The sequence below is a fragment of the Kitasatospora sp. NPDC048194 genome (assembly GCF_043202455.1).
Lineage (GTDB): Bacteria > Actinomycetota > Actinomycetes > Streptomycetales > Streptomycetaceae > Kitasatospora.
Genome location: NZ_JBIDAK010000020.1, coordinates 66,262 through 89,006, shown reverse-complemented (window position 1 = coordinate 89,006; position 22,745 = coordinate 66,262). Strand labels below are relative to the sequence as shown.

Annotated in this window: 25 protein-coding genes; 10 read left to right on the top strand and 15 right to left on the bottom strand. The window is 74.2% G+C overall.

The window, feature by feature from the left end; translation table 11 throughout:
* Positions 1-47 precede the first annotated feature (47 nt).
* From ACGF07_RS23430 to ACGF07_RS23405, 6 genes are all read right to left on the bottom strand, one after another.
* Complete coding sequence (locus ACGF07_RS23430) at positions 48-356, bottom strand: hypothetical protein (protein WP_392901716.1); 309 nt, start codon at positions 354-356, stop codon at positions 48-50.
* Positions 325-915 (bottom strand): RNA polymerase sigma factor, encoded by a 591-nt coding sequence (locus ACGF07_RS23425; protein WP_392901714.1) that lies wholly within the window; start codon positions 913-915, stop codon positions 325-327. The genes ACGF07_RS23430 and ACGF07_RS23425 overlap by 32 nt, the downstream gene beginning before the upstream one ends.
* A 7-nt stretch (positions 916-922) precedes the next feature.
* Positions 923-1,012, bottom strand: coding sequence for a GGIII-like transmembrane region-containing protein (locus ACGF07_RS23420; protein ID WP_392901712.1), 90 nt, complete (start codon positions 1,010-1,012; stop codon positions 923-925).
* Positions 1,013-1,327: 315 nt separating this feature from the next.
* Positions 1,328-1,981 (bottom strand): CatB-related O-acetyltransferase, encoded by a 654-nt coding sequence (locus ACGF07_RS23415; protein ID WP_392901799.1) that lies wholly within the window; start codon positions 1,979-1,981, stop codon positions 1,328-1,330.
* A gap of 273 nt (positions 1,982-2,254) precedes the next feature.
* Positions 2,255-3,013: a class I SAM-dependent methyltransferase gene (locus ACGF07_RS23410; protein ID WP_392901710.1), complete on the bottom strand. Its 759-nt coding sequence runs from the start codon at positions 3,011-3,013 to the stop codon at positions 2,255-2,257.
* A gap of 725 nt (positions 3,014-3,738) precedes the next feature.
* Complete coding sequence (locus ACGF07_RS23405; protein ID WP_350742623.1) at positions 3,739-4,317, bottom strand: helix-turn-helix domain-containing protein; 579 nt, start codon at positions 4,315-4,317, stop codon at positions 3,739-3,741.
* A gap of 156 nt (positions 4,318-4,473) precedes the next feature.
* On the opposite strand from ACGF07_RS23405, the gene ACGF07_RS23400 reads away from it, so the two are divergent.
* Together ACGF07_RS23400 and ACGF07_RS23395 are read left to right on the top strand one after the other, a co-directional pair.
* On the top strand, positions 4,474-5,235 hold the full coding sequence (locus ACGF07_RS23400; protein WP_392901708.1) for an SDR family NAD(P)-dependent oxidoreductase: 762 nt from the start codon (positions 4,474-4,476) through the stop codon (positions 5,233-5,235).
* 278 nt (positions 5,236-5,513) lie between these two features.
* On the top strand, positions 5,514-6,188 hold the full coding sequence (locus ACGF07_RS23395; RefSeq protein ID WP_392901706.1) for a glyoxalase: 675 nt from the start codon (positions 5,514-5,516) through the stop codon (positions 6,186-6,188).
* A gap of 18 nt (positions 6,189-6,206) precedes the next feature.
* On the opposite strand, the gene ACGF07_RS23390 is transcribed toward ACGF07_RS23395, so the two are convergent.
* Complete coding sequence (locus ACGF07_RS23390) at positions 6,207-6,983, bottom strand: putative adhesin (RefSeq protein ID WP_350742617.1); 777 nt, start codon at positions 6,981-6,983, stop codon at positions 6,207-6,209.
* Between the two features lie 349 nt (positions 6,984-7,332).
* On the opposite strand from ACGF07_RS23390, the gene ACGF07_RS23385 reads away from it, so the two are divergent.
* Positions 7,333-7,713 carry a VOC family protein gene (locus tag ACGF07_RS23385; RefSeq protein WP_350742615.1) on the top strand — a complete coding sequence of 127 codons (381 nt, stop codon included), beginning with the start codon at positions 7,333-7,335 and terminating at the stop codon, positions 7,711-7,713.
* Between the two features lie 207 nt (positions 7,714-7,920).
* Here the strand turns inward: ACGF07_RS23385 and ACGF07_RS23380 are convergent, their stop codons facing one another.
* A complete protein-coding gene (locus ACGF07_RS23380) occupies positions 7,921-8,631 on the bottom strand; it encodes a rhomboid-like protein (RefSeq protein ID WP_392901704.1) in 711 nt (236 codons plus the stop codon).
* Positions 8,632-8,855: 224 nt separating this feature from the next.
* On the opposite strand from ACGF07_RS23380, the gene ACGF07_RS23375 reads away from it, so the two are divergent.
* The 3 genes from ACGF07_RS23375 (at position 8,856) to ACGF07_RS23365 (ending at position 12,265) form a co-directional block, all read left to right on the top strand.
* On the top strand, positions 8,856-9,584 hold the full coding sequence (locus ACGF07_RS23375) for a rhomboid-like protein (protein ID WP_392901702.1): 729 nt from the start codon (positions 8,856-8,858) through the stop codon (positions 9,582-9,584).
* Between the two features lie 323 nt (positions 9,585-9,907).
* Complete coding sequence (gene argG / locus ACGF07_RS23370; protein ID WP_350742609.1) at positions 9,908-11,320, top strand: argininosuccinate synthase; 1,413 nt, start codon at positions 9,908-9,910, stop codon at positions 11,318-11,320.
* Positions 11,321-11,596: 276 nt separating this feature from the next.
* Positions 11,597-12,265 (top strand): GAP family protein, encoded by a 669-nt coding sequence (locus ACGF07_RS23365; RefSeq protein WP_392901700.1) that lies wholly within the window; start codon positions 11,597-11,599, stop codon positions 12,263-12,265.
* A gap of 93 nt (positions 12,266-12,358) precedes the next feature.
* Here the strand turns inward: ACGF07_RS23365 and ACGF07_RS23360 are convergent, their stop codons facing one another.
* The 3 genes from ACGF07_RS23360 to ACGF07_RS23350 all read right to left on the bottom strand — a co-directional run bounded on the left by ACGF07_RS23360 (position 12,359) and on the right by ACGF07_RS23350 (position 14,442).
* Positions 12,359-13,108, bottom strand: coding sequence for a hypothetical protein (locus tag ACGF07_RS23360; protein WP_392901698.1), 750 nt, complete (start codon positions 13,106-13,108; stop codon positions 12,359-12,361).
* Positions 13,105-13,674, bottom strand: coding sequence for an RNA polymerase sigma factor (locus tag ACGF07_RS23355; protein WP_392901696.1), 570 nt, complete (start codon positions 13,672-13,674; stop codon positions 13,105-13,107). The genes ACGF07_RS23360 and ACGF07_RS23355 overlap by 4 nt, the downstream gene beginning before the upstream one ends.
* Before the next feature lie 291 nt (positions 13,675-13,965).
* A complete protein-coding gene (locus ACGF07_RS23350) occupies positions 13,966-14,442 on the bottom strand; it encodes a MarR family winged helix-turn-helix transcriptional regulator (RefSeq protein WP_392901694.1) in 477 nt (158 codons plus the stop codon).
* Positions 14,443-14,676: 234 nt separating this feature from the next.
* Here ACGF07_RS23350 and ACGF07_RS23345 point away from each other — a divergent pair, with 234 nt between their 5' ends.
* The gene (locus tag ACGF07_RS23345; protein WP_350742600.1) at positions 14,677-15,087 is read left to right on the top strand and encodes an organic hydroperoxide resistance protein; all 411 of its coding nucleotides are present in this window, start codon (positions 14,677-14,679) and stop codon (positions 15,085-15,087) included.
* A gap of 150 nt (positions 15,088-15,237) precedes the next feature.
* Here the strand turns inward: ACGF07_RS23345 and ACGF07_RS23340 are convergent, their stop codons facing one another.
* Complete coding sequence (locus ACGF07_RS23340) at positions 15,238-15,705, bottom strand: hypothetical protein (protein WP_392901692.1); 468 nt, start codon at positions 15,703-15,705, stop codon at positions 15,238-15,240.
* Between the two features lie 244 nt (positions 15,706-15,949).
* On the opposite strand from ACGF07_RS23340, the gene ACGF07_RS23335 reads away from it, so the two are divergent.
* Positions 15,950-16,321: a hypothetical protein gene (locus ACGF07_RS23335; protein WP_350745784.1), complete on the top strand. Its 372-nt coding sequence runs from the start codon at positions 15,950-15,952 to the stop codon at positions 16,319-16,321.
* Positions 16,322-16,793: 472 nt separating this feature from the next.
* Here the strand turns inward: ACGF07_RS23335 and ACGF07_RS23330 are convergent, their stop codons facing one another.
* Positions 16,794-17,444: a beta-glucanase gene (locus ACGF07_RS23330; RefSeq protein WP_350745787.1), complete on the bottom strand. Its 651-nt coding sequence runs from the start codon at positions 17,442-17,444 to the stop codon at positions 16,794-16,796.
* A 131-nt stretch (positions 17,445-17,575) separates the two neighbouring features.
* Positions 17,576-18,232 carry a CBS domain-containing protein gene (locus ACGF07_RS23325; RefSeq protein ID WP_392901690.1) on the bottom strand — a complete coding sequence of 219 codons (657 nt, stop codon included), beginning with the start codon at positions 18,230-18,232 and terminating at the stop codon, positions 17,576-17,578.
* A 266-nt stretch (positions 18,233-18,498) separates the two neighbouring features.
* On the opposite strand from ACGF07_RS23325, the gene ACGF07_RS23320 reads away from it, so the two are divergent.
* Positions 18,499-20,436 (top strand): hypothetical protein, encoded by a 1,938-nt coding sequence (locus ACGF07_RS23320; protein WP_392901688.1) that lies wholly within the window; start codon positions 18,499-18,501, stop codon positions 20,434-20,436.
* Here the strand turns inward: ACGF07_RS23320 and ACGF07_RS23315 are convergent.
* Complete coding sequence (locus tag ACGF07_RS23315) at positions 20,420-21,679, bottom strand: FAD-dependent monooxygenase (RefSeq protein WP_392901686.1); 1,260 nt, start codon at positions 21,677-21,679, stop codon at positions 20,420-20,422. The two genes, ACGF07_RS23320 and ACGF07_RS23315, sit on opposite strands and share 17 nt — an antisense overlap.
* A 112-nt stretch (positions 21,680-21,791) precedes the next feature.
* Between ACGF07_RS23315 and ACGF07_RS23310 the strand changes: the two genes are divergently transcribed.
* A complete protein-coding gene (locus tag ACGF07_RS23310) occupies positions 21,792-22,511 on the top strand; it encodes a TetR/AcrR family transcriptional regulator (RefSeq protein ID WP_392901684.1) in 720 nt (239 codons plus the stop codon).
* The last annotated feature ends 234 nt before the right edge of the window (positions 22,512-22,745 follow it).

Sequence of the window (22,745 nt, the reverse complement as noted above, 5' to 3'; positions counted from 1 at the left end):
TTCCCGGCCACGGTACGGGCGGCGGCGCTCACCCGGCATGGACGGGCTCAGGAGCCGACCTTCTCCGGATGCCGGCCGGCGACGCTCAGCCTGCAGGCGCCGTTCCGGCAGGAGCGCTGCAGCCGGCCCCGCGAGACGGTCTGCATCAGGCCGATGGCCCAGCAGGTCGGGCAGCCGCGCATGGCGACCAGTCCGACCGGCAGGAGGACCAGGCTGATCGGCCCGACCACCGGCACGAGGGCGACCGAGCCGATCAGCGAGCCGAAGCCGACCACGCCGCGCACGATGTGTTCGGGCAGGGACCTGCTCGAGAAGTCGGTTCCGTCAGACGTCGTGCCGGGCTTCGATCCGGTCATCATTCCCCCCAGGAGTCGGCTCCGGGCCGGTGAGCAGGGCCAGTTGGACCGTCCGCCGGGCCCGGTGCAGACGGGACTTCATCGCCGCGGTGGTGAGGCCGAGGGCGTCGGCGACCATCCGGCCGCTGAGGCCCTGGATGTCGCGCATGATCAGCACGCGACGCTGGTCGGGCGGCAGGGCGGCGACCGCGGCCGCCACCCTGCCGGCTTCCAGGAGTTGCAGGACCTCGTCCTCGGCCGAGGCGACGGCGGTGTCGCCCGGCAGCGGCACCGGGGTGGTCCGCAGCGCCGCCCGGGCCCGGCGCAGGCACTCGTTGCGGACGATCCGGAACATCCACGAGGACAGCGCGGCCGTGGCCCGCAGCGTCCCGATCCTGCGGTACAGGATGATCAGGGCTTCCTGCGCCGCGTCCTCCGCGTCCTCCGGTGTGGCACAGAGGGAGCGGGCGAAGCGCTGCACGTTCGGGTGGGAGCCCGACACCAGCGCGGCGATCGAGTCGACGTGTCCGCTCTGCGCGGCGAGCACCAACTGCTCACCCGGCCAGGTGTACTTCGCCACGGTGCCCTCAACCCCGCCCGGCGCGCTTGCGCCTCATGACGACCAGGCAGGTGCAGAGCAGCACCAGGACGACGGCGATGCCGATTCCGATGATCACGAGTTCCTCCATCATGTCTGCGTCCCGACGTCTGTCGGTACGCCCATAGGAGGCGCGCACGGGCAGGAAGGATTCGGCCCGCACCGAAGAAGTTTTCGACAGGCAGCCCCGTGGTCCACGACCGGCCGCGCCCGCAGAGTCAGCGCACAGCCGAGCGCCTCCGGAAAGGCGACGGCCTGGGTGCGGAGCCGGTCGGCGACCGTGGTGTGGTGGAGCCGAACAGACGTACTGACGGCTTGGTTCTCGGTGCCGGAACGGTGGATCGCGGTTCGCCGGGCGAGGTCACCCGCGCAGGTCGTCCTGGGCCGGGTCCGTTCAACGGCCCGTGGCGCTGCTGGACGTCGGGTCCTGAGGTGCCTCTTCGACGTGCCCGGGCGCCGCGTTCTCCAGGTCGTCGATGCTGCCGGACATGATGGTGCGGATGTGTTCGGTGATGTGCTGGAGCGGCCAGTCCCACCAGGCCAGGGCGAGGAGGCGGTCGACGTCGGCGTCGCTGTAGCGGCGGCGGATGAGGCGGGCGGGGTTGCCGCCGACGATGCCGTAGTCGGGGACGTCGTCGACGACGACGGAGCCGGAGGCGATGATCGCTCCGTGGCCGATGCGGACGCCGGGCATCACCATGGACCGGTAGCCGAACCAGACGTCATGGCCCACCACGGTGTCGCCCCGCCCGGACAGGCCGGTGATGAGGTCGAAGTGCTCGGACCAGGAACCGCCCATGATCGGGAAGGGGAACGTGGAGGGGCCGTCCATGCGGTGGTTGGCGCCGTTCATGATGAACCGCACGCCCTCGCCCAGCGCGCAGAACTTCCCGATGACCAGCTTCTCCGGTCCGTAGTGGTACAGCACGTTGCGGGACTCGAAGGCGGTCGGGTCGTCGGGGTCGTCGTAGTAGGAGAAGTCTCCGACCTCGATCAGTGGCGAGGTGATCAGCGGCTTCAGCAGCACCACCCGCGGCTGTTCGGGCATCGGGTGCAGCACGGTCGGGTCGGCGGGCGTGGGGGGTATCACGAATGTCGTCCTTCCTGAAGGGATGTCTGCGGGGCCGGAGGACACCCAGCAGGAGGCCGACAGGCCCGATCGCGCCGGCTCCAGCCGACCGGTCAGCAGCTGTCCGAGCGCTCTCGACGCGCGAACCCGCCGGACCCACCTTAGGGGGTATGACAGGCCGTCGCCCGGGAATAACGGATGCTCACCCGGGCCGGGACGGCCGACCGGACCCTCCCGGCCCGATCGGTCGATCTACTTGTGCGCCTCGATCAGGAAGCGCGCCGAGTGGGCCACGAACGGCCCCTCGGCCCGGATCCGGGCGTCCAGCTCGCGCAGCCGGTCCCGGTAGGCGTCGACGGTGAAGCCCGGGACCATCCAGACCACCTTGCGCAGGAAGTACACCACCGCGCCGATGTCGCGGAACTCCATCCGCAGCCGCTCGGAGCGCAGGTCCACCACCTCCAGCCCGGCCGCCCGCGCCTCGGCCGCCTCCGCCTCGGGCCGTCGGCTCTCGCGCGCCTCCGGCTGGGGTCCGAGGAAGTACTCGACCAGTTCGAAGACCGACGCCGGGCCGACGTGCTGGGCGAAGTACGTGCCACCGGGCCGCAGCACCCGGGCGATCTCCGACCACCAGGCGCGGACCGGGTGCCGACTGGTGACCAGGTCGAAGGCCCCGTCCGCGAACGGCAGCGGCGGCTCGTCCGGGTCGGCGACCACCACCGCGCCCAGCGGGTGCAGCAGCCGGGTGGCGGCGGCCAGGTTCGGCGGCCAGGCCTCGGTGGCCGCCAGGGTGGACGGGCCCCCGCCCAGCCGTACGGCGCCGGCGAGCACCTCGCCCCCTCCGGTCTGGATGTCCAGGGCGGCCGTCGCGGTGCCCAACCGCTCGGCCAGCAGCCGCTGGTAGCCCCAGGAGGGCCGCTCCTCGGAGGCCCGGCCCGCCAGCCAGGAGAAGTCCCAGCCGTCCACGGGCACGGACTCGGCCTCGGCGATCAGCTCTTCGAAGGTGTGCATCCCCGCATCATCGCGGCGCCGACCGCACCGGGCCAACTCGTCATCCCCCGGGCGAGTGCGCCATATCCAACGGACATGACAGCACCGGCAGCGCCTGGTACCACTGGGTACTGTCCTGGCGATCATGAACGCCCGCTCCCCTCCCAACTGCCGCTGCACCGCCGCAAGTGACCCCAGGTGACTCATGGGGGGCCACTCGGAAGCGGGCCCACAGGCACTCTGCAGGCCCTCGCCCGGCTCAGTGGGTACGGTCAGCATCTGCGATGCCACCACGCCAGCCGCGAGTCTTCCGTCGGTTCGTGATGCGTTCGCTTCAGGAGCACCGCGTCCAGGCGCTCGACCTGCAACCGAAGTTCGCCCGCGGCCCTCGGCGGAAGCATGAACAAAGCATCCTGCAGCTTGTCCCTAGCCCAACCCTCGCCGCAGCAGGAGCAGGTGAACTCCGCCTCCCACTGTCTCCACCGGCGCCTCGTGCCGTGAACGCGCACGGACCACACGCTCAGCGCCACCGCCACGATGCCCGGAGACAATCGTTCCCGTTCAAGCACACGGACAGCAGCATTCGCCGCTCCCGACAGACCTGGGACATCGCGATACCGCATCCAGGGGCTACCCCGGCCGCGTTCCCGCGACCGAATCGAAGCTGGTGTTCTACGAGGCACGGCCCCTTCGGATGCATGTCATGAACCGAATCCTCCCACAGCCCAAGATCGGCCGGACAGAATTCAGACACCCGTTCCGTGGGTCAGTCCGTCCAGGGTGAGGTCGAGGAGGCGTTCGGCCTGCTCGCGCTGCTCGGGTCTTCCGGCGGCCAGGGCGACGCCGGTGAGGGCGGCGAACAGGTCGGCCGCGCTGATGTCCCGCCGGATGGTGCCGGCGGCCGTGGCGGCGTCCAGGAGCGAGGTGAGGGCGGTCATCATCAGCTCGTGGCTGTGGGCGTAGGGGTTGACGCCGGTGGCCACCACGGCGCGCAGGGCCTCGGCCATCCCCAGTTTCGCGGTGGCGTAGTCGATGAAGCGCCCCATCCAGGCGCGCAGCGCCTCACGCGGCGGCATGGCCGCCAGGAGGTCGGGGGCGGAGTCGCACAGCCGGGTCAGTTCGCTGCGGTAGGCGGCCTCGATCAGCGCTTCCCGGGTGGGGAAGTTGCGGTAGAGGGTGCCGGAGCCCACGCCCGCCTCCTTGGCGATGCGTTCGAGGTGTGCCTCGAGTCCGTCCTCGGCGAAGACGCGTACGGCCGCCGACAGGATCTTCTCCCGGTTGCGCCGTGCGTCGGCCCGCAGTGGGCGCCCGGTGTCCGCGGTCACGACACGTTCCTTCCTGGCCTGGGGTAGCTAACCGGAGGCGTCGCCGCTTATAGTCCCAAGCAACCGGCGGCGCCTCCACTTCGAAAGTCTACGAGTGTCGAGGACGCGCCGTCGCGCCCGCACCGTGCGGGCACTCGACCCCCCGAGGAGCACACGATGAACCTCCCCCTCGACGGCAGAGTCGCCGTGGTCACCGGCGGCGCGTCCGGCGTCGGCCTGGGAATCGCCCGGGAGTTCGCGGACCAGGGCGCCCGCGTGGTCATCACCGATCTCGAGCGGGAGCCGCTGGACGAGGCGGTCGCCACCATCGGCCCGAACTGCTCGGGCATCGTCGCCGACGTCACCAGGCTCGCGGACATGGAGGCGATGTACCGCGAGGTCATGGCGCGGCACGGGCGCCTCGACACGGTGGTGGCCAACGCCGGCATCGGCGCCCACGCCCCGCTCGGCGCGACGACCGAGGAGCAGTTCGACCGGACCTTCGGCGTCAATGCCAAGGGCGTGCTGTTCACCGTCCAGCCGGCGATCGCCCTGCTGCCGCCCGGCGGCACGATCGTCATCATCGGGTCGACCGCGTCCGTCCAGCCCCCGGCCGGCATGGGCCTGTACGGCGGATCCAAAGCCGCGGTGCGCGCCTTCGTCAGGTCCTGGATCCAGGACATCAAGGGCTCCGGCATCCGCATCAACGTCCTCAGCCCCGGCGCCGTGGACACCGAGTCCCTGCGGCACGCCCTCGCCATGGCGCAGGGAGCCGACGCCGTCCCGGCCGCGGTCCGGACGATGGGCGAGGGCAACCCGACCGGCCGGATCGCCGACCCCCGGGAGATGGGCACCGCCGCGGCGTTCCTGGCCGGCGACGCCTCCAGCTTCATCACCGGCGTCGAACTCTTCGTCGACGGCGGCATGGCGCAGGTCTGACCTCCCGGTCGCCCCCGGCCCCTGCACCGTGCCCACCTGTTCGCGACGACGGCCGGGCTTCCCCGCCGGATGCGGCCCAGGGCGCAACTCCCTTGTTGGGCACGGGCCTTCGCGCCGGCCCCAGCCGGAACGCGGCGACGCCGACGGCGGAGGACGGGCCCGGGCGGTACCAAGCGGGGCCGGGCGAGGCACGGGGCAGGACCGGACGGGACCACGCGGGACCGGAGGACACCGGTCAGGATTCGAGAAGCCCCGCCCACCGGCCCGCTCGTAGCGTGATGCCCATGGGAACCAACGAAACCACCACGTCCGCCGTGTCCCTCGCGTCCGTGACCCTCGAGGTGCCCGACGCCGGGGCCGCCCACCGGTTCTACACCACCTTCGGCGTCGAGCAGTACGTGCGCATGCGGGAGTCCGGAGCGCCCTCCAGCGGGTTCCGGGGCTTCGCGCTGGCGCTCACGGTGTCCCGGCCTGCCACCGTCGACGCCTTCCTCGCCACCGCCGTGGACGCCGGTGCCACGCTGCTCAAGCCCGCGGCGAGGTCGCTGTGGGGCTACGGCGGCGTCGTCCAGGCGCCGGACGGGACCGCCTGGAAGGTCGCGACCTCGGCGAAGCGGGACTCCGGCCCGGCCACCCGCGAGATCGACGACGTCGTCCTGCTGCTCGGCGTCGCGAACGTCAAGGCCACCAGGGAGTTCTACGTCGGTCAGGGCCTGACCGTGGCCAGGAGCTTCGGCGGCAAGTACACCGAGTTCGCCCCCGGCGGGCCCGGCGCGGTGAAGCTGGCGCTGTACAAGCGCCCCGCGCTGGCCAAGGAGGTGGGCGTGCCCGCCGACGGCACCGGCTCGCACCGGATCGTCCTCGGCAGCACGGCGGGCTCCTTCGCGGACCCGGACGGGTTCGTCTGGGAGGCGGTCACGGCGGCCGCTTCCGCGCCCGCCACGCGGCCCTGACCCGTCTGCGTGCAGCCGCTACCCCTTCCGGCGGCGCTTGGGCGGCGCCTCCGGTTCCGGGCTCGGGGTCCTCGGCGTGGTGCGCATCATCACCGTGTAGTTGCGGTGGACGAAGAGCCGGTCGATCTCCGGGACGCTGGAGGAGCCCACTCCGCAGCAGGCGTAGTGGATCGTCAGCGGCGGGGCGTCCTCGCCCTGGTCCTCGCGGGCCTCGAGGAGTTCCTGCACCTTGTCCCGCAGCGTGCCGGCGTCGACCGAGACCGCACCCTCGGCCAGGTGCCTGGCGTCGAGGGGCATCAGTTTGTAGTTGATGACCTCCTCGCCCGCGCGGAAGGTCTTGGGGTAGTCCGGCGGCATGGGCTTGCGCTTGTTGTTGTCCCCGACCAGTTCGAGTTCGTCCGTGGTCGGGGGGTTGCCGGACTCGACGCGATTGGCCACCTCGTTCTCCAGCCACGCGCCGGGCGGGGCGTAGACGACGAGTTCGACGCCCGCGGGCACCGTGAAGGTGGCCTTGAGGGCGCGGCTGCGCGGGTTGTCGGGGTTCTTGGGCAGGCGCTGGTTGTCGCCGAACCGCCCGTGCCCGCTGATCACGGTCGAGGGCTGCTCCTGTTGCCCGTCGCTGCCGGGCATCCGCTGGACGGCCGTCGCCCGGCCCGCGAGCATCCGGCCGACGGCGGCGTTCCCGACCGTCCCCTGGAGGTCCGCCAGCGAGCGGGACCGCGACGGTGCCGCGGTGGCCGGTGATGTCGCCGGCCGCGGCGTCCTACGGGTCCGGCGGCCTTCCTGCGCGTGCATGGGCTCGCTCCCTCGGTCCGGGATCGCTCGGGACGGCGGTCAGGGGCGATGGTAGGCCCCGCGTGCGGCGGGCGGCAGGCCGCGGCGGCCACAACCGGGGGCAAGGACGGCTGCCCTCGGAGCCCGGGCGGGACCCTGGCTGCCGGGAGCGGCCGGGCGGCCCCAGGGCGGCGACGTCGCCCCACCCGCCTCCCCCGCGGGGCACCCTGCGCGGCGACCCCTCGCCACCCCTCGCGACCCCCCGCACACTCCTCGCGAACTCCTCGCGAACTCCTCGCACCGGCCGCCCGCTCGCCGGGCGACCGGCACTCGAACTCCCTAGCCTGGTAACTGAGAGGAGGCGAACACCATGCTTGGAGACGGACCGCTGCAAGCAGTCATCCCCGCCGCCGATCTCGCCCGCGCGAAGGCCTTCTACACCGACACGCTGGGCCTCAAGCTCACCGCGGAAACGGAGGAGGAACTGACCTGCGACTGCGGCGGAACCGAGTTCACGATCTACCACACCCCCAGCGGCGGACAGGCCGCCCACACCCTCGCCAGCTTCAAGGTCGCCGACCTCGACCGTGAGATGACCGCGCTGCGCGAGCGCGGCATCACCTTCGAGGAGTACGACTTCCCAGGGCTCAAGACCGTCAACGGCGTCGCCGAGAACGACGACATGCGCGCGGCCTGGTTCAAGGACAGCGAGGGCAACATCCTCTGCGTGGCCCAGCGCGTCAAGCAGTGACCGACCGGTGACCGGGGGCCCGGCTCCCGCCACCCCACCCGGCCGACGAGCGGCTCCCCGGGAACCGCCCGCCGGCCCGTTGCCGCCCCGCCGCCGCCACTGCCCCGCCGCCCCGGCGCTTGCTTCCCCTGCCCCGCCGCCCCGGCGCTTGCTTCCCCTGCCCACCCCGTACGGCGACCGACCGGCCGCCCGCCCACCGGGCGGAGCTCACTTTCCGCCGCGCCGTCGCAGCAGCGCCCGCGCCGCGGCGACCGGATCGAAGACGCCCGGCCGGTCCCGGGTCACCGGGTAGCAGGCGAGCCCGATCAGCACCGCGCTCAGGTGTCCGATGCTGGTGTAGTCCCGGTTCTGGTGGAGGGCGACTCCGTAGACGGCCAGCACCCCGGCGAGGTAGGCGTACCGCCACGGCCGCGCGATCCGGTAGGTGAGCACCCCGATCACCCCGACGAGCGCGTAGCTGACGCCGTAGTCCAGGGTGTAGACGGCCTTGGGCGGGGCGAGGCCCCGGTGGATCGCCCAGCCCAGGACCCCCTCGCTGAGGTACGTCGCCCCGACGTGGGCGACCATCGCCACCGAGATCCAGCGCAGGGTGCCGAGCCAGCGTTCGGCGGGCACGTGGAAGACGTTGTAGAGCGCGAAGTAGCCCAGCCAGCCGCCACCGGCGATCCACAGCGCACTCGTCGCGAGCACGCGGACCGGCGACACCTGGAGGTGGTGCAGGTTGGTCGAGCGCCGTTCCAGGATGCGGTCGGCGGTGGCGGTGTCGACGTGCCGGATCACCTCGGTGGTGACCAGCAGGATCGCCAGCCAGACGTAGGTGCCGGGGGCGCGCCTGACGTACGCCCGGACCGCGCGGGCCGCGCGGGCCCACCAGCGCCGCCGACGCGTCTCGGGCACCCCGGTGGTGCTGCCGGACATCGGCGCCTCCTCGACGGTTCGTCCCCACCCTCGCCCGGCGTCCCCGCGGGTCGCCGCCGCGGCGGCCCTTTCGGGTGATCCGGCCGCGGCCCCGCACCACTGCCCGGCTCGTTCGGCGCTGCCGACCAGCCCGGCGGCCACCGGGCCCTGGCATAAGCTGATCCTCCGGCCTTCCGCGGGACGGCCGGCACCTGAGACACGCGACAGCAAGGGCACCAGGCACGATGACGGACCGCCTCAGGACGACCGGACCAACGGCCGGCGACACCGTCCGTCACCCTGCCCTGCGAAGCGCCCTCCGCCTGCGGCTCACCGCGACCTACGTGATCCTGCTGGCCGTCACCGCCTGCTGGCTCGCCACCCGGAGCCACGCCGAACGGGTCCGCTTCATGCGGCACAACAGCAGCAACGTCCACCACATGGAGGTCGGCAAGTGGTGGACGATGTTCACCAGCGGCCTGGTGGTCGACGGGGTCCCGGCCTGGGTGGGGATCGCCGGCGTCGCCGCCGTCCTGGGCCTGGCGGAGTGGCGCTGGGGCCCGGCCCGCGCGGGCGCGGTCTTCGTGTTCGGGCACCTGGGTGCGACGCTGCTCACCGAGGGCGCGATGTGGGTCATGCTCACCGTCCGGATCCCCGGCGCGCTCTCCCGGGCCCGGGACGTCGGGATCAGCTACGGGCTGGTCGCCACCGCCGCCTGCCTGCTGGCGCTCGGCCACCGCTCCCTGCGCCGGTACGCCCTGCCGGCCCTCGCCGTGGCCCTCGCAGCCGCCTGGGCGCTGGACCAGCAACTGGCCGACGCCGGGCACCTGGTCGCACTGGGCCTCGGCGTCCTCGCCTCCCGCACTCCCTGGCTCCGGGCCTGCGCCGCCCAGCCCTGGGGCGGCGAGCCCGGCAGCGGGTCCGGCGCCGCCCCCGATCGCGAACCTGCCCGAAGCGGCGCCCACAGCGGCTGACCCTCCGCGCGCCCGGCGCCCCTTCCTCACGGCGGAACGCCCTGCGGCCCCGTCGGTGCCACCCAGCCGTACCGGCCGCCACCCGGCGCGCGCCCCGGCCGGTCGGCCACCCGAACTCACGCTCCGCAGCAGGGAATTGACCGCGCGGGCAGCCCTCGCCGAACGGTACGGGGAGCGCTGCCTTCCACCCCACCGCTCCGTATGCTCTTGCGCTACTCTGCAAATCTATGCCAGAGTGCGGGCATCGGATCGAATACGCCGAATCCCCTCACACGTCGCTACATCAGGAGCCCGCGCCGCGCGGGTGGGTCAAGGGTGCATGCATGTCGAAGGTCTTGAGCAAGCTGCCGGTCGGTGAACGGATCGGCATCGCATTCTCGGGTGGGTTGGACACCTCCGTCGCGGTCGCGTGGATGCGCGAGCACGGCGCCGTCCCCTACGCCTACACGGCCGACATCGGCCAGTACGACGAGCCGAACCTCGCCGACGTCCCGGCCCGCGGCCGCGCGTACGGCGCCGAGCAGGCCCGCCTGGTCGACTGCCGGGCACCGCTGGTGGAGGAGGGCCTGGCCGCCCTCGCCTGCGGCGCCTTCCACATCCGCTCCGCCGGGCAGACCTACTTCAACACCACTCCGCTCGGCCGCGCCGTGACCGGCACCCTGCTGGTGCGCGCCATGCAGGAGGACGGGGTCTCCATCTGGGGCGACGGCTCCACGTACAAGGGCAACGACATCGAGCGGTTCTACCGCTACGGCCTGCTCGCCAACCCCAACCTGCGGATCTACAAGCCGTGGCTGGACCAGGCCTTCGTCACCGAGCTCGGTGGCCGCAAGGAGATGTCCGAATGGCTCGCCGAGCGTGACCTGCCCTACCGGGACTCCGCGGAGAAGGCCTACTCGACCGACGCCAACATCTGGGGCGCGACCCACGAGGCCAAGCGCCTGGAGTACCTGGACGCCTCGATGGAGATCGTCGCCCCGATCATGGGCGTCGCCTTCTGGGACCCGGCCGTCGAGATCCAGACCGAGGACGTCACCGTCGACTTCGAGTTCGGCCGCCCCGTCCGGATCAACGGCCGGGAGTTCGGCACCGCCGTGGAGCTGGTGCACGAGGCCAACCTGATCGGCGGACGGCACGGTCTGGGCATGTCGGACCAGATCGAGAACCGGATCATCGAGGCCAAGAGCCGCGGCATCTACGAGGCCCCGGGCATGGCGCTGCTGCACATCGCCTACGAACGCCTCCTGAACGCGATCCACAACGAGGACACCCTCGCCACCTACCACGCCCAGGGCCGCCGGCTCGGCCGGCTGCTGTACGAGGGCCGCTGGTTCGACCCGCAGGCGCTGATGCTGCGCGACAGCCTGCAGAAGTGGGTCGGCCAGGCCGTCACGGGCAGCGTGACGCTGCGGCTGCGGCGCGGCCAGGACTACTCGGTGATCGACACCCAGGGCCCCAACTTCAGCTACCACCCCGAGAAGCTGTCGATGGAGCGCAGCGTGGACGCCGCCTTCGTCCCGGACGACCGGATCGGCCAGCTGACCATGCGCAACCTGGACATCGCCGACTCCCGCAGCAAGCTGGAGCAGTACGCCGGGCACGGTCAGCTGGCCCCGTGGAGCGGCCTGATCGGCGAGCTCGCGCCCGGTGGCGCCGCGCCGATCGCGGCTGGCAACGGTGACGAGGAGGACTCCACCGCGCTCGACCACGCGGCGATCGAGTCCGGCACCGACTGACCGGTCGGCGGGCCGGCCGACTGACCGGTCGGCGGGCCGGCTGACTGACCGGCCGGCCGGTCCGGCCGCCGGACGCACCTGCGCAGGGCCGTCGCACCCACCGGTGCGGCGGCCCTGCCGCGCTCCCCGCCGATCCGCCAGGGCTGACCCGCCACGGCTGAGCCACCCCGACTGACCCGTCACGACTCACCCGGACGGTCCAACCGGCCGTGCGCGCCGCCCCCGGCCGTAGCTGAATGGCGGACGGCGCCCGGCCACGGGAAGGCAGGTGCGGGGATGGGCGAGGCGATCGGCCCGATGCTGGCCTCGGCGGTGGCGGTCGCACTCAGCCCGCTGCCGTTGATCGCCGTGCTGCTGATCCTCGCCGCGCCGCGCGGCCGGACCAACGGGCTCGCCTTCACCGCCGGCTGGGTGCTCGGGCTGGGCGTGGTCGCGACCGTGGTCGTGGTGGCCGGCAACGCCCTCGACCCGGACGACGGCCGGCCGACCTGGTCGTACTGGTTGAAGCTCGGACTCGGCACCCTGCTCCTGCTGCTCGCCGTACGGCAGTGGCGCGACCGCCCGCGACCGGGTCACATCACCGCGCCCCCGACCTGGCTCCTGGGGGTCGACCGCCTCACCGCGGCGCGCGCGGCCGGCCTGGCCGTCACTCAGGTGGTGGGCCACCCGAGGACCCTGCTCCCGGCGGTCGGCGGCGCCGCCTCGATCGCGGCCGCTCCGACCGGCGCCGGGGCGAAGGCCGTGGCCGCCGCCCTCCTGGTGCTGATCGGCTCACTGGGCGCGATCGTCCCGCTCACGGTGCACCGGCGCGGCACCGAACGCTCGATCCGCGCCCTCGGCGAGTGGCGCGCCTGGGCGGCCACCCACAGCGCGGCGATCACGACCACCGTGCCGGCGGTCCTCGGCGCCGCCTACCTCGGCGACGCGCTCGCCGGGCTCACCTGACCACACCCGCCCTGCCTGCCGCTGCCACCCGGACCGGTCCCCCTGCACGCGCCCTGCGGCGGCGCTGCGGCCGGGCGGCGCAGCCGGTCGTGGTCACCGGGTCCGCGCCGCCCCCCGGCCCCGCACCATCCGCGCTCCCAGCCGCCCGCCGCCATGGCCGTCGCCATCGCCGTCCCATGCTCCGGGCCGGTCCCCCGCGCCGCCGCCGGCGCGCGCCCCGGCACCGACCGCGTCCCGGAGCGTCAGCAGGATCTCGCCGTCGTACCGCTCCGCCAGTCGCCGCGCCAGCTCGGCCGCCCCGCTCGGCCGGGCGTGCGGGGCCAGTTCCGGCAGCCGCCCGGGGCCGCTGAGGTCCTCGGCCTCGGCGGCCCAGCGCGCGGCGTCGTCCCACGCGCCCTCGGCGGCGTAGTGCACGGCCAGGCAGTGCACGGCCAGTTCGTCGCCGTACTGGACGGCGATCCGCCACCAGAAGACGCCGTCCGCCGTACGGCCCATCCCGTAGAGCAGGCAGCCGAGGGTGCGCAGGGCGGTCTTCTCGGCGAGTTCGAGGTCCAGGGCCAGTTCTCCCGGCTCCGCCGCTCCCGCGACGCCCGCGCACAGCTGCCGCAGGTCGCGCCGCAGGTCGGCCCGCCCGTCGGTCCGGGGGCGCCCGCCCGGGGACGGGACGTGCGGCGGCCGGGCAGCGGCGGGCGGCCGGGCGGGCCGCTCGCGCGCGGTCGGGGCGCTCCGTCGGGCGGCGGTCAGCCGCTCGGCCAGTCGCCGGGTGAAGGCGGCCGGGTCGTGGTCGCGGAGTTCCCGGTCGAGGTCGGTGGCGTGCGCGCGCAGCAGCTCGGTGATCCTCATGTCGCCTGCCCGTCGTCCGGGTGCTCCAGCAGGTACTCCAGGTGGCGCCGCCCGAGGCTGTAGTACGTGCGGGCGGTGGTGTGCGCGAGGCCGAGTGCCCGGCCGATGTCGTGGTAGGACAGGCCCGCCTGGCGCAGCCGGACGACGTCCGCCTGGACCGGCGCGGCGCGGGCGAGCTCCTCCATGGCCCAGTCCAGCGCGTCGAGTTCGGCGAGTTCCTCCAGCTCGTCCTGGCTGGTGTCGGGGCGGCGCTGGGCGATCACCCGCAGTCGCTTGCGTTCGGTGCGGCGGCGCTCGCGCATGACGTCGACCACCGCGTCCTTGACGATCTTGAAGGCGAAGGCCTGCGGGTCCTCACTGGCCAGGGCCCGGCGCCAGTTCCGGTAGAGCGTGGTGCCGGCATTCTGCACGGCGTCCTGGGCGTCCTCGCGGTGGCGCAGCCGCTGCTGGGCGTACCGGAGGTAGCCGGAGTTCTCACGGGTGAAGAAGGCCTCGAAGTCGGTCGGCAGGTCGTCGAGCGGGTCCGCCCGCAGACCACGCTCGTCGCCCGGCCCGGGAGTGTTCACACGCGCCCCCTCTTCCTGGGTCAGCTGGCCGGCCCACCGGGTGGCACGCCGACGGCCCCTTCGGGGGCTCGTGGTGTAACCGTCCGACGGGCCCGCGTTGTCGACCGGATCGGGCGGACAATTGGCGACCGTTTCCGTTCACTTCTGAACAGCCCCGCTGACCTGCCGGTTCGGGCGGCGCAGTCCACCACCGGCGACGGATACGTGACCCAGATCACAGCAGCCCGAGGCCCGACTTGACAACCGCCGCGACCCCGCGGCGCGCCCGTCCGCGCTCACCCCATGACCGCCCTACGGCACGGGCTCCACCACGGCCGAGTCCAGCGCCCCGGTCACGCGCTCCAGCAGCTCGCGCAGCGCGGCCAGGTCCTCGACCGGCAGCCCGGTCGCCGCGAGCAGCCGGCGCGGCACCTGCCCGGCGCGCTCGCGCAGCGCCGAACCCTCCGGGGTGAGGCCGACGGTCACCGACCGCTCGTCCTCCGCGCTGCGCTCACGCCGCACCAGGCCGGCCGACTCCAGGCGCTTGAGCAGCGGGGAGAGCGTCCCCGAGTCGAGCCGCAGGCGCTCTCCGATCCGCTTGACGGGCAGGTCCCCGCCCTCCCAGAGCACGAGCATCACCAGGTACTGGGGATAGGTGAGCCCGAGATCCCGGAGCAGGACCCGGTAGACGCCGCCGAAGGCGCGTGAGGCCGCGTTGAGCGAGAAGCAGATCTGCTGGTCGAGGCGGAGCAGTTCCTCGTCCGCCAGGCCCGGGGGGAGCGTGGTCATGGACCCATGGTACCGATGGCCATCGCGCCACTGAGTTGTGCGCAATTGAATTGCGTGCTCTACTTATCGGGCGGACAGCGACGACCGGGCCGCCGCCCGACGGGCGGGGAACCGCTCGAGCCCTGACCTGGGACCGGCCCCCGGACCCCAGGAACCCGGGAACCCGGGAACCCGGGCACAGGCTGTCCGCGACCGACGCACCGCCAGACGAGCAGCACTACGAAGGGACCCCTCATGGACGCGCTCTACACCGCCGCCGCCACCGCCAACGGCCGCGAGGGCCGCGCCGTCAGCTCGGACGGCCAGCTCGACCTCGCCCTCGCGATGCCCCCCGCGCTCGGCGGCAGCGGCCAGGGCACCAACCCCGAGCAGCTGTTCGCGGCCGGCTACGCCGCCTGCTTCGCCAGCGCCCTCGGCCTGGTCGGCCGCCAGGCCCGGGTGGACACCAGCGAGGCCTCGGTGACCGCCGAGGTGTCGATCGGCAAGGACGGCGAGGGCTTCGGCCTGTCCGTCGTGCTGCGCGTCGAGCTGCCCGACGCGCTCGCGGGCGAGGCCGGCCTGCTGCTGGTCAAGCAGGCGCACGAGGTCTGCCCGTACTCCCGCGCCACCCGCGGCAACATCCCGGTCGAGCTGGTCGTCGAGTAGGTCGCCGAGTAGGTCCAGGGCACGGGCCGGGCAGCAGCGCGGACCGCAGCCGCACGCCCCGGCCCGAGCGCGGGCGCCCGTCGCCCGTCCGGCCCGAGCACCGAGGCCCGCCGCACCCCCGTGCGGCGGGCCTCGTCGCGTACCACCGGCTCAGACACCGCTCGGTCGGCCGCCGCCCGCCAGGCCGCCGTCCGGACCGCCGCCGCCCGGGCCACCACCGGCCGGACCGCCGCCACCTGCGACGCCACCGCCCGGACCACTGCCGCCCGGACCACTGCCACCCGGCCCGTTCGCCGACCGCAGCGTCTCCAGTCGGTGCCGGTACTCCTCCGTGTCGATCTCACCCCGCGCGAAGCGATCCGCGAGCACCTGCTCCGGGGTCGGCCCGTGCGCCCAGCCACGCGGCCCGCCCGCCCAGGACCCGCCGGCCCACGGCCCGGCGGCACCCGCAGCGGCGGCGCCGTGCGGAACCGGCTGCCGCGAGCGCGAGAGGTACCGGAACAGTGCGACGGCCAGCAGCACCAGGAGCGCCAGGACCACCAGCGACCCGATCGCCATCATGGCGATGCCCCAACCGCCCGGCCCGTGGCCGGGCCCGTACCCGTGCCAATGCCTCATCGAGACCTCCTCCTCGGCCCCGACCGGGGCCCGCCGAGGTGACCGGCGCCGTGCCGCACGAGGCGCCGTGCCGCCGGAGGTGCCGTCACGCCTGGTGAGCGGGTCCGCCGGGGAGCCGGAGCCGCCCGAGGTGATCAGCGCCTTATCACCATCCTGCGCCCGGGACCGGTCAAAGCGCCGTGAAGAAAGTCTGAGAAATCGTTCCTGCGATCGCGGGCCCGGGCACCCGGTAACGTTGCCGCCCATGAACCACCACCCGCCGGACGACCACCGCTCCCCCGAGCAGCTCGTCGCCGCCGGACTGCTCCGCCACCACACCGACGGTCGCCCCCACCCGGCGCTCGGCCACTCCCCGATCGCCTACGTGTCCACCGCGCTCTGGGCCGAACTCACCGCCCTGGCCATCGCCCCCTCCGCCGCCGAGGCCACCGCCACCGCCCTGCTGCGTGCCATCGCCGACGGAGCCGTGGACGCGGCGCTCGCCCCGGGCAACGAACGCGCCCCCCGGCACGACCTGTACGTGGCCGACCCGGCCCACATCGGCCCCCACCGCCGGGCCGTCTGGTTCCGCCGCTACGGCCCGGGCGGCCCCATCACCGCCGCCTTCGCGCCCTAGCGGAATCCCCGGCCTGTGCGGCGGGGTCGCGAAGCGCCGTCCCCAGGAGGAGAGCGAAGAGCTCGCGACGGCCAGGCGGTCCTCGGCGCGGGATGCCGCCTCGCGTGATCGACTTTCCCGATGCGCTTGCCCCGTCCGAGAGTTGGTCCTTCGGCACCGCGCGCGAGCCGGCCGAGTTCTTCGCGGCCGAGGTGGTGGGCGTGCCCGGCGTCCAGCACGCCGGCAGCCAGGGCCGCACCCGTGCGGGATCCGCGGCCAGTACCTGGAGGTGCTCCTGCACCACTTCCAGCCGCAGGCGCCGGCCTCGTGACGGAGGTGCCGGCCGCCGGCCGAAGCCGGCCCGGGTCGAGGAGGCCGACCGGCAGCACCTGGTCGCCCTGCCGCCGGGCGGCCGCGCATCGCGCGCAGGGGGTGGGCGCGCCTGCCGCGGCTGCGCCCGGCCCCGGCGTTCCTCGGGAGCCGGCTTCGGCCCTCAGCGTTCGACCCGCAGGCTGTGGCACACCCAGCTGAGGCGGTTCGGGCCGTCGGCCGGCGGCCGGGCGTGGTAACTCCCGTCCGCGACCGAGAGGTTGACGATCAGGTAGGCGTGCCAGCCGGTGCCCACGCCGTGCAGGTCCGCATAGACCAGCTGACCCCCGACGTACCAGTCCACCGAGTGGGCGCCGAGCACCACCTTCAGGTCGACGGTCGATCCCGGTCCCACCCCCGCGTTGCCGCCGTGCCAGTACCGGAATCCGCCGCGGACGTGGTTGGAGATCTCCAACAGGTCCGGGTTGTCCGGGTGGTACTCGAAGACGTCCACCTCGTTGCCGCCGTCCCGCCAGGTCCAGATCGCCGGCCAGGCGCCCAGCTCGACGGGCAGCGTGACCCGCGCCGACAGCGTGTCCCCGGTGCGGACCTGGAAGCCCTCCGGACTCCCCTCGGTGGTGAGGAGGTTGCAGGTCCACAGGCCGCCGGTCGGCCGCCGGACGGCGGCGAACACCCCGCCGGGGCAGTACTGGCGGCTCAGGTAGTCGAGCTTGTGGTCGCTTCTGTTGGTCGGCCCCATCCGGGGATAGGCGCTGCTGCGCCCCGCGATCCACTGCCTGGTCGAAGTGAAGTCCGCGTCGAACACGACTGCCACGGCCGTCTCCCCAATGCTCCGGGATCCCGGCACTCCGAACCGCCGGGCACACAGAGTGAGTTACCCGATACGCTCCGCAGTATGCGAAGCGTATCAACGGCTCTTGGGGAGCGACCCTTCCGTGACCCGGTTCAGCCGACCGACGCGGTGGCGCCCCCGGCGCGCAGCCGGTCGGTCACCGAGACCACTCCGTCCACGGAGCGGCAGAGGTTCAGCACGACCGGCACCAGGTGCGCCTCCGGCACGGTGCCGCTGAGCACCACCCGACCCTGGGTGACCTCCACGCCGATCTCCGCCGGGCTCACGCCCTCGATCCGGCCGAGCACCTCCTCGACGATCTCCCGCCGAATCACCCCGTCCTCGCGCAGGAACACCCGCAGCAGGTCGCCGCGGCTCACCATCCCGATGACCCGCCCCTCCTCGTCCAGCACGGGCAGCCGCTTCAGCCCGTGCCGGCTCATCAGCCGTGCCGCCGCGACCACGCTGGTGCCGGGGGTGGTGCAGGTCGGCTGGGTCGTCATCAGGTCGGCCGCGGTGATCTCGCCACCGGGCCCGGCCTGCACCGACTCGGGCGCGGGCAGCAGGCTGCCGTGGTCCTCCTGCGCGGCCAGGGTGCGCAGCAGGTCGGCCTCCGAGACGAGGCCGAGCGGCCGCCCGTCCGGGTCGACCACCGGCACCCCGGTGATGTCGTAGTCGGTCAGCAGCGCGACGATCTCCCGGAACCCGGTCTCGGGCGTCACCCGGACCACGGGGCTGGTCATCACGGATTCGACGGTGGCATGCCGCACGCCGGTTCACCTCGTCCAACGGTGCTGTAGGTCCGGGCGCGGACCGTCCCGGCCGGTACCCGCAGCATGACCCCGAACGGGCTAGATCGCCAGGGACCAAGGGGCTGAACGGGTGGGGCCAACGGCTCTGACGTGCGAACACGGCGCCCACGTCCGGGGCGCGCGCCCCTCGGCCGCGCCCCGGGGCCACGAACGGCGCAACCATCACATGATCGACTCGTTGGACCGTCCACCACGACAGCACGCACGGCTCCGGGAGGGCCCCCTTGGCAGAACGGACGGCGGGCGCGGCGCCGACCGCCCAGCGCGCCGCGGCGCATCCGGTGGCGGAGGCCGAGGCGGCGCTGGTGCGCCACTACCGGAGGCTGGCCCGGCTCGCCTACCTGGCGCTGCCCGCGGACCGGGACCGGCACAGCCGGGTGCTCGCCGCCCACGGCGCGGTCCAGCGCGCGCTGCCCTTCCGCTGGAGCCGCCGGGGCGAGTCCGCAGCGCCGGGCGGGGATCCGGTGGACCCGGTCTACGCGGCCCTGCGCCTGCGGCTCCTGCGCGCCGCGCTGCGGCCGCACCCGGCCGCACGGTTGTCCGCGCCCCGGGTCTGGGGCCTGCGGCTGTTCACCCCGCCCGGGGGCGAGGAGGACGCGGCGCTGGACCACGCGCTCGCGGGGCTCGACGCCCCGGCCCGGGCCGCCTTCGCGCTGCGCGTGGTCGACGGGCTGGACGCCGACCAGGCGGCCGAGGTGCTGCGGCAGGCCGGGGTGGCGCTCCCGGCGGAGGCACTCGCGGCCGTCGCCGACCTCCTGCCCGGGCCGGCGGCGGAGCCCCCGGCCTTCGACCCGTGCGCCGTGCGGGTGCAGCCCACCGACCTGCTGCGCCGCCGCCGGACGCTGACCGCCGCGCTGGCGGTCGGGCTGCTCGGCCTGACCACGACGGCGGCGGTCCTGGGCGACGCCGGGCGGGCGCCGAGCGGCCCGGAGCCGACGGTCCGGGTGGAGACCGACCCGGCCCGGCTGGTGCGGGTGGCTCCGGACGCCTGGCAGCACACCGCACGGGTCGACTTCACCGCCTGGCCCGCGCGCGGTGACCGCCGCGGGGACGACGCCCTGCTCGGCCGCGCCCTGGCCGCCTGGGCGCAGCCCGGACCGCGGACCCGCGCCGAGCCCGGCACCGACACCGCCCCGCCCGCCGCTCCACCGAACCTGCTCTACGCGGGCACGGTGGACGGCACCGACGTGGTGCTGTTGTCCGACGGCCGGCGGATCGCGCGCTGGACGGACGGTCGTCCTGACGGCCGGGGCGGTGGGCTGGACCTCGCCCGGGTCGACGGCTCCGATCCGACGACGGCGGGCGCGGTGGCGCTGCACCGGACGGGCACGGCCGTCCGGTACCTGCTGGCGCCCTGGGTGGACGGCGCGGAGACGCGCCGGATCGACCAGCCCGACGCCCCGGGGCATCCGTTGGACCACCCCGACGGGCTGAGCGCGGCGGTGCCCGGCGGCGGGCTCGCCGACTGCCAGGGCGCGACCGTGCTGCAGCTGCGCTCCTCCCCGGTGATCGCCGAGAAGCACGCCTTCCTGCTGGCCGACGTGGGCGGGCTCGTCCCGGCCCACCTCACCTACGCTCCGCCGCCCGACCGCGCCCAGTCCAACCGCACGGCAGCCGACCGCACGCCGGCCGACCGCGCCCAGCCGGACCGCGGCCCGACCGACCGGGATCCGCGCGAGGCGGTCGCCCAGGACGCGTTGCAGGCCTGGGCGCGGGCCGGCTGCGCCGTCCCGGACGGCGGCCCGGGCGTCAAGCAGGTGAACCTGTGGGCGTTCGCGGTCCAGCCGCTGCCGCAGAACGCGGGCTCGGCCGCCTGGTTCTGCCTGCGCACCGACCGCTGGACGGGCGAGGGCAGCGCGGCCACGGCCGTGCTGCTGCCGGCCGCCCGGGGCGCCCAGCGCACCGGTGGCGGTCCCGGCCGGGCGTGCAGCCGGTTCGAGCAGGACACCGTGGCCTCCACCTGGTGGCGCTCCCCGCAGGGTTCGGAGTACCTGCTCGCCGCGGGCAGCCGCAGGGTCGCCCGGCTCACCGTCCGGGGTCCGGACTGGTCGGCCGACCGCCCGGCCCCGGACCACACCCTGGCCGTCGAGCGGCCGGCCCGGGCCGCCGTGCAGGTCGAGGCGGTCCTCGACAACGGCACCCGGATCACCCCGCCGCACTGACCGTTCCGGCCAACGCCTGCTCGTAGTCCGGCAGTTCGACGCTCGACACCTGCTTGCCCAGCTCCAGCATCCGCTCCAGCGCCCACCGGCGGTTGAGCACGGCGTTGCGCAACCGCAGCCCGGCCGCGGTGCGGGGCGCCAGGAACGGGCCGGTCCGGTCCCCGCCCTTCTGGCAGCCCTGGGCGTAGCCGCGCAGCAGGCGCTCGTACCGGGTGAAGGCAGCCCGGTGGTCGCCCCGGGCGAGGGCCAGCTCGCCCGCAAGGACGTACGCGGCCACCACCGCCGTCCCGGTGCCCATGCCGCCGATGGTGGCGCCGCAGGCGGCGTCGCCGAGCAGGGCGATCCGGCCGTGCGACCAGTGGGGGACGTCGGCGCGGCTGATCGAGTCGAAGTACAGCTCCGGGGCCGCGTCCAGGCTCTCCAGCAGTTCCGGCACCCGCCAGCCGAAGCCGGCGAAGGCCGTCCGCACCAGTGCTTTCTGCTGCTCCGGGTCGTGGCGGTCGTAGTGCAGCTCGGGCGAGGCGAACAGGCAGAAGGCGCCCGCCCGGGCCGGGTCCCGGTGGTCCGCGCCGACGGACATCAGCCGGCCCGGGACGTTGAGGCCGACTCCGCCGACCGGCAGTCCGGTGCGGTTCGGCAGCTGCCAGGTGGCCGCGTAGTAGCCGAGGTGGCGGACGAAGCGCCGCTCGGGGCCGAAGGCGAGCCGCCGGACGTTGGAGTGCAGGCCGTCGGCCCCGATCACCAGGTCGAACTCGCGCGGCGCGCCGTGCCGGAAGGCGACCCGGACACCCTCCGCCATCTCCTCCAGGGCCGTGACGGAGTCGCCGAAGACGTACTGGGCGCGGGCGCTGCTGTGCCGGTGCAGCAGCCGGGCCAGCTCGCCGCGCGGGACTTCCACCTCGCCGCCCGCGAACTCCGCGGGCAGGTGCAGCAGTCGGCGCCCCCGCCGGTCCACGAGGGTGATCGGGCTGCCGCCGGTGGCGAGCGCGCGCAGTTCCTCCAGGACGCCCATCCGCTCCAGCACGGTGAGGTGGGTGGCACCCCGGAAGTCGACGTCCTGGCCGCCGCCGCGCAGCGCCGGGGCGAGTTCGACCACGGTCACGTCGAAGCCGTACCGGCCCAGCCAGTGGGCGAGCGCCGGGCCGGCGATGCTCGCGCCCGAGATCAGCACCCTGGTGCGCCGGGAGCCGCGCGGAACGCCGTCCCGGGAACCGCCGTGGGCGCGGTCGAGCAGATCGTTCATGGGAACCACCCCGTCCGAGGTCGAATAACTGTGTCTGTCGGACACTGTTCGCTGCTGTGTACGGTAGACACAGTTGGCGCGGACGGGCAACCCCCGGGACGGGAGCGGATGGATGGGCGAGGCGGCGAACGACACGGTGCGGCTCCTCTGGGGCCCCCCGGCCAAGCCGACCCGGGGGCCGAAGCCGGCCCTCAGCCTGGAGCGGATCGCCGCGGCGGGCGTCGAGGTGGCGGACACCGAGGGGCTGGGCGCCGTCTCCATGCAGAAGGTGGCCGGACTGCTCGACTTCACCAAGATGTCGCTCTACCGCTACGTGCCCGGCAAGGCCGAACTCATCGCCCTGATGGTCGAGTCGGCCCTCGAGGAACCCCCGGCACCCACCGTGGGGAGCCACTGGCGGGAACAGCTCACCGCCTGGGCGCACCACTTGGCCCAGTGCTTCGGCCGTCACCCCTGGCTGCTGGACGCCACCGTCGGGCCCCGGGTGCCCGGCCCGAAGGAGCTCGCCTGGCTGGAGCGGGTGGTGGCCGCCCTCGACGGCCACGGCCTGACCGGCGCCGAACGCATGGACGCCGCCGTCCTGCTCGCCGGACACGTGCGCGGCATCGCCGAGCAGGTCCGCGCCACCCGCCCGAACGGCTCCCCCGAGGCCGAACTCCTCGCCGCCCTCGGCACCGTGGTGCACCACCACGCCGACCGCTACCCCGCGCTGGCCGCCGCCATGGCCGAGCCGGGCGGGCACGACCAGGCCCTGGACTTCGGCCTGGCCCGCATCCTGGACGGCCTGGCCGCCCTGATCAGCCGCCGGACGGAGCGGCCGCAGGCCCGCTGACCACGCGAGGGGCGGCCCGGGCACGGCGAGCCTTCGGCCCGATGGCGACGTTCGCGGCCGCCCGGGCATTGACCACGGCCCGACGGGGTAGCCGCTGAGCCGCATGACCTCCCGCACGTCGTCCGACCCGGCCGGACACCGGCCCGGACGACACCGGCGGCAGGCCCGCGACCTGCGGTTTCCCGGTCGAGGTGCCCGTCCGGCCGAACCGGGTGATCATGGGACGAACCGTGA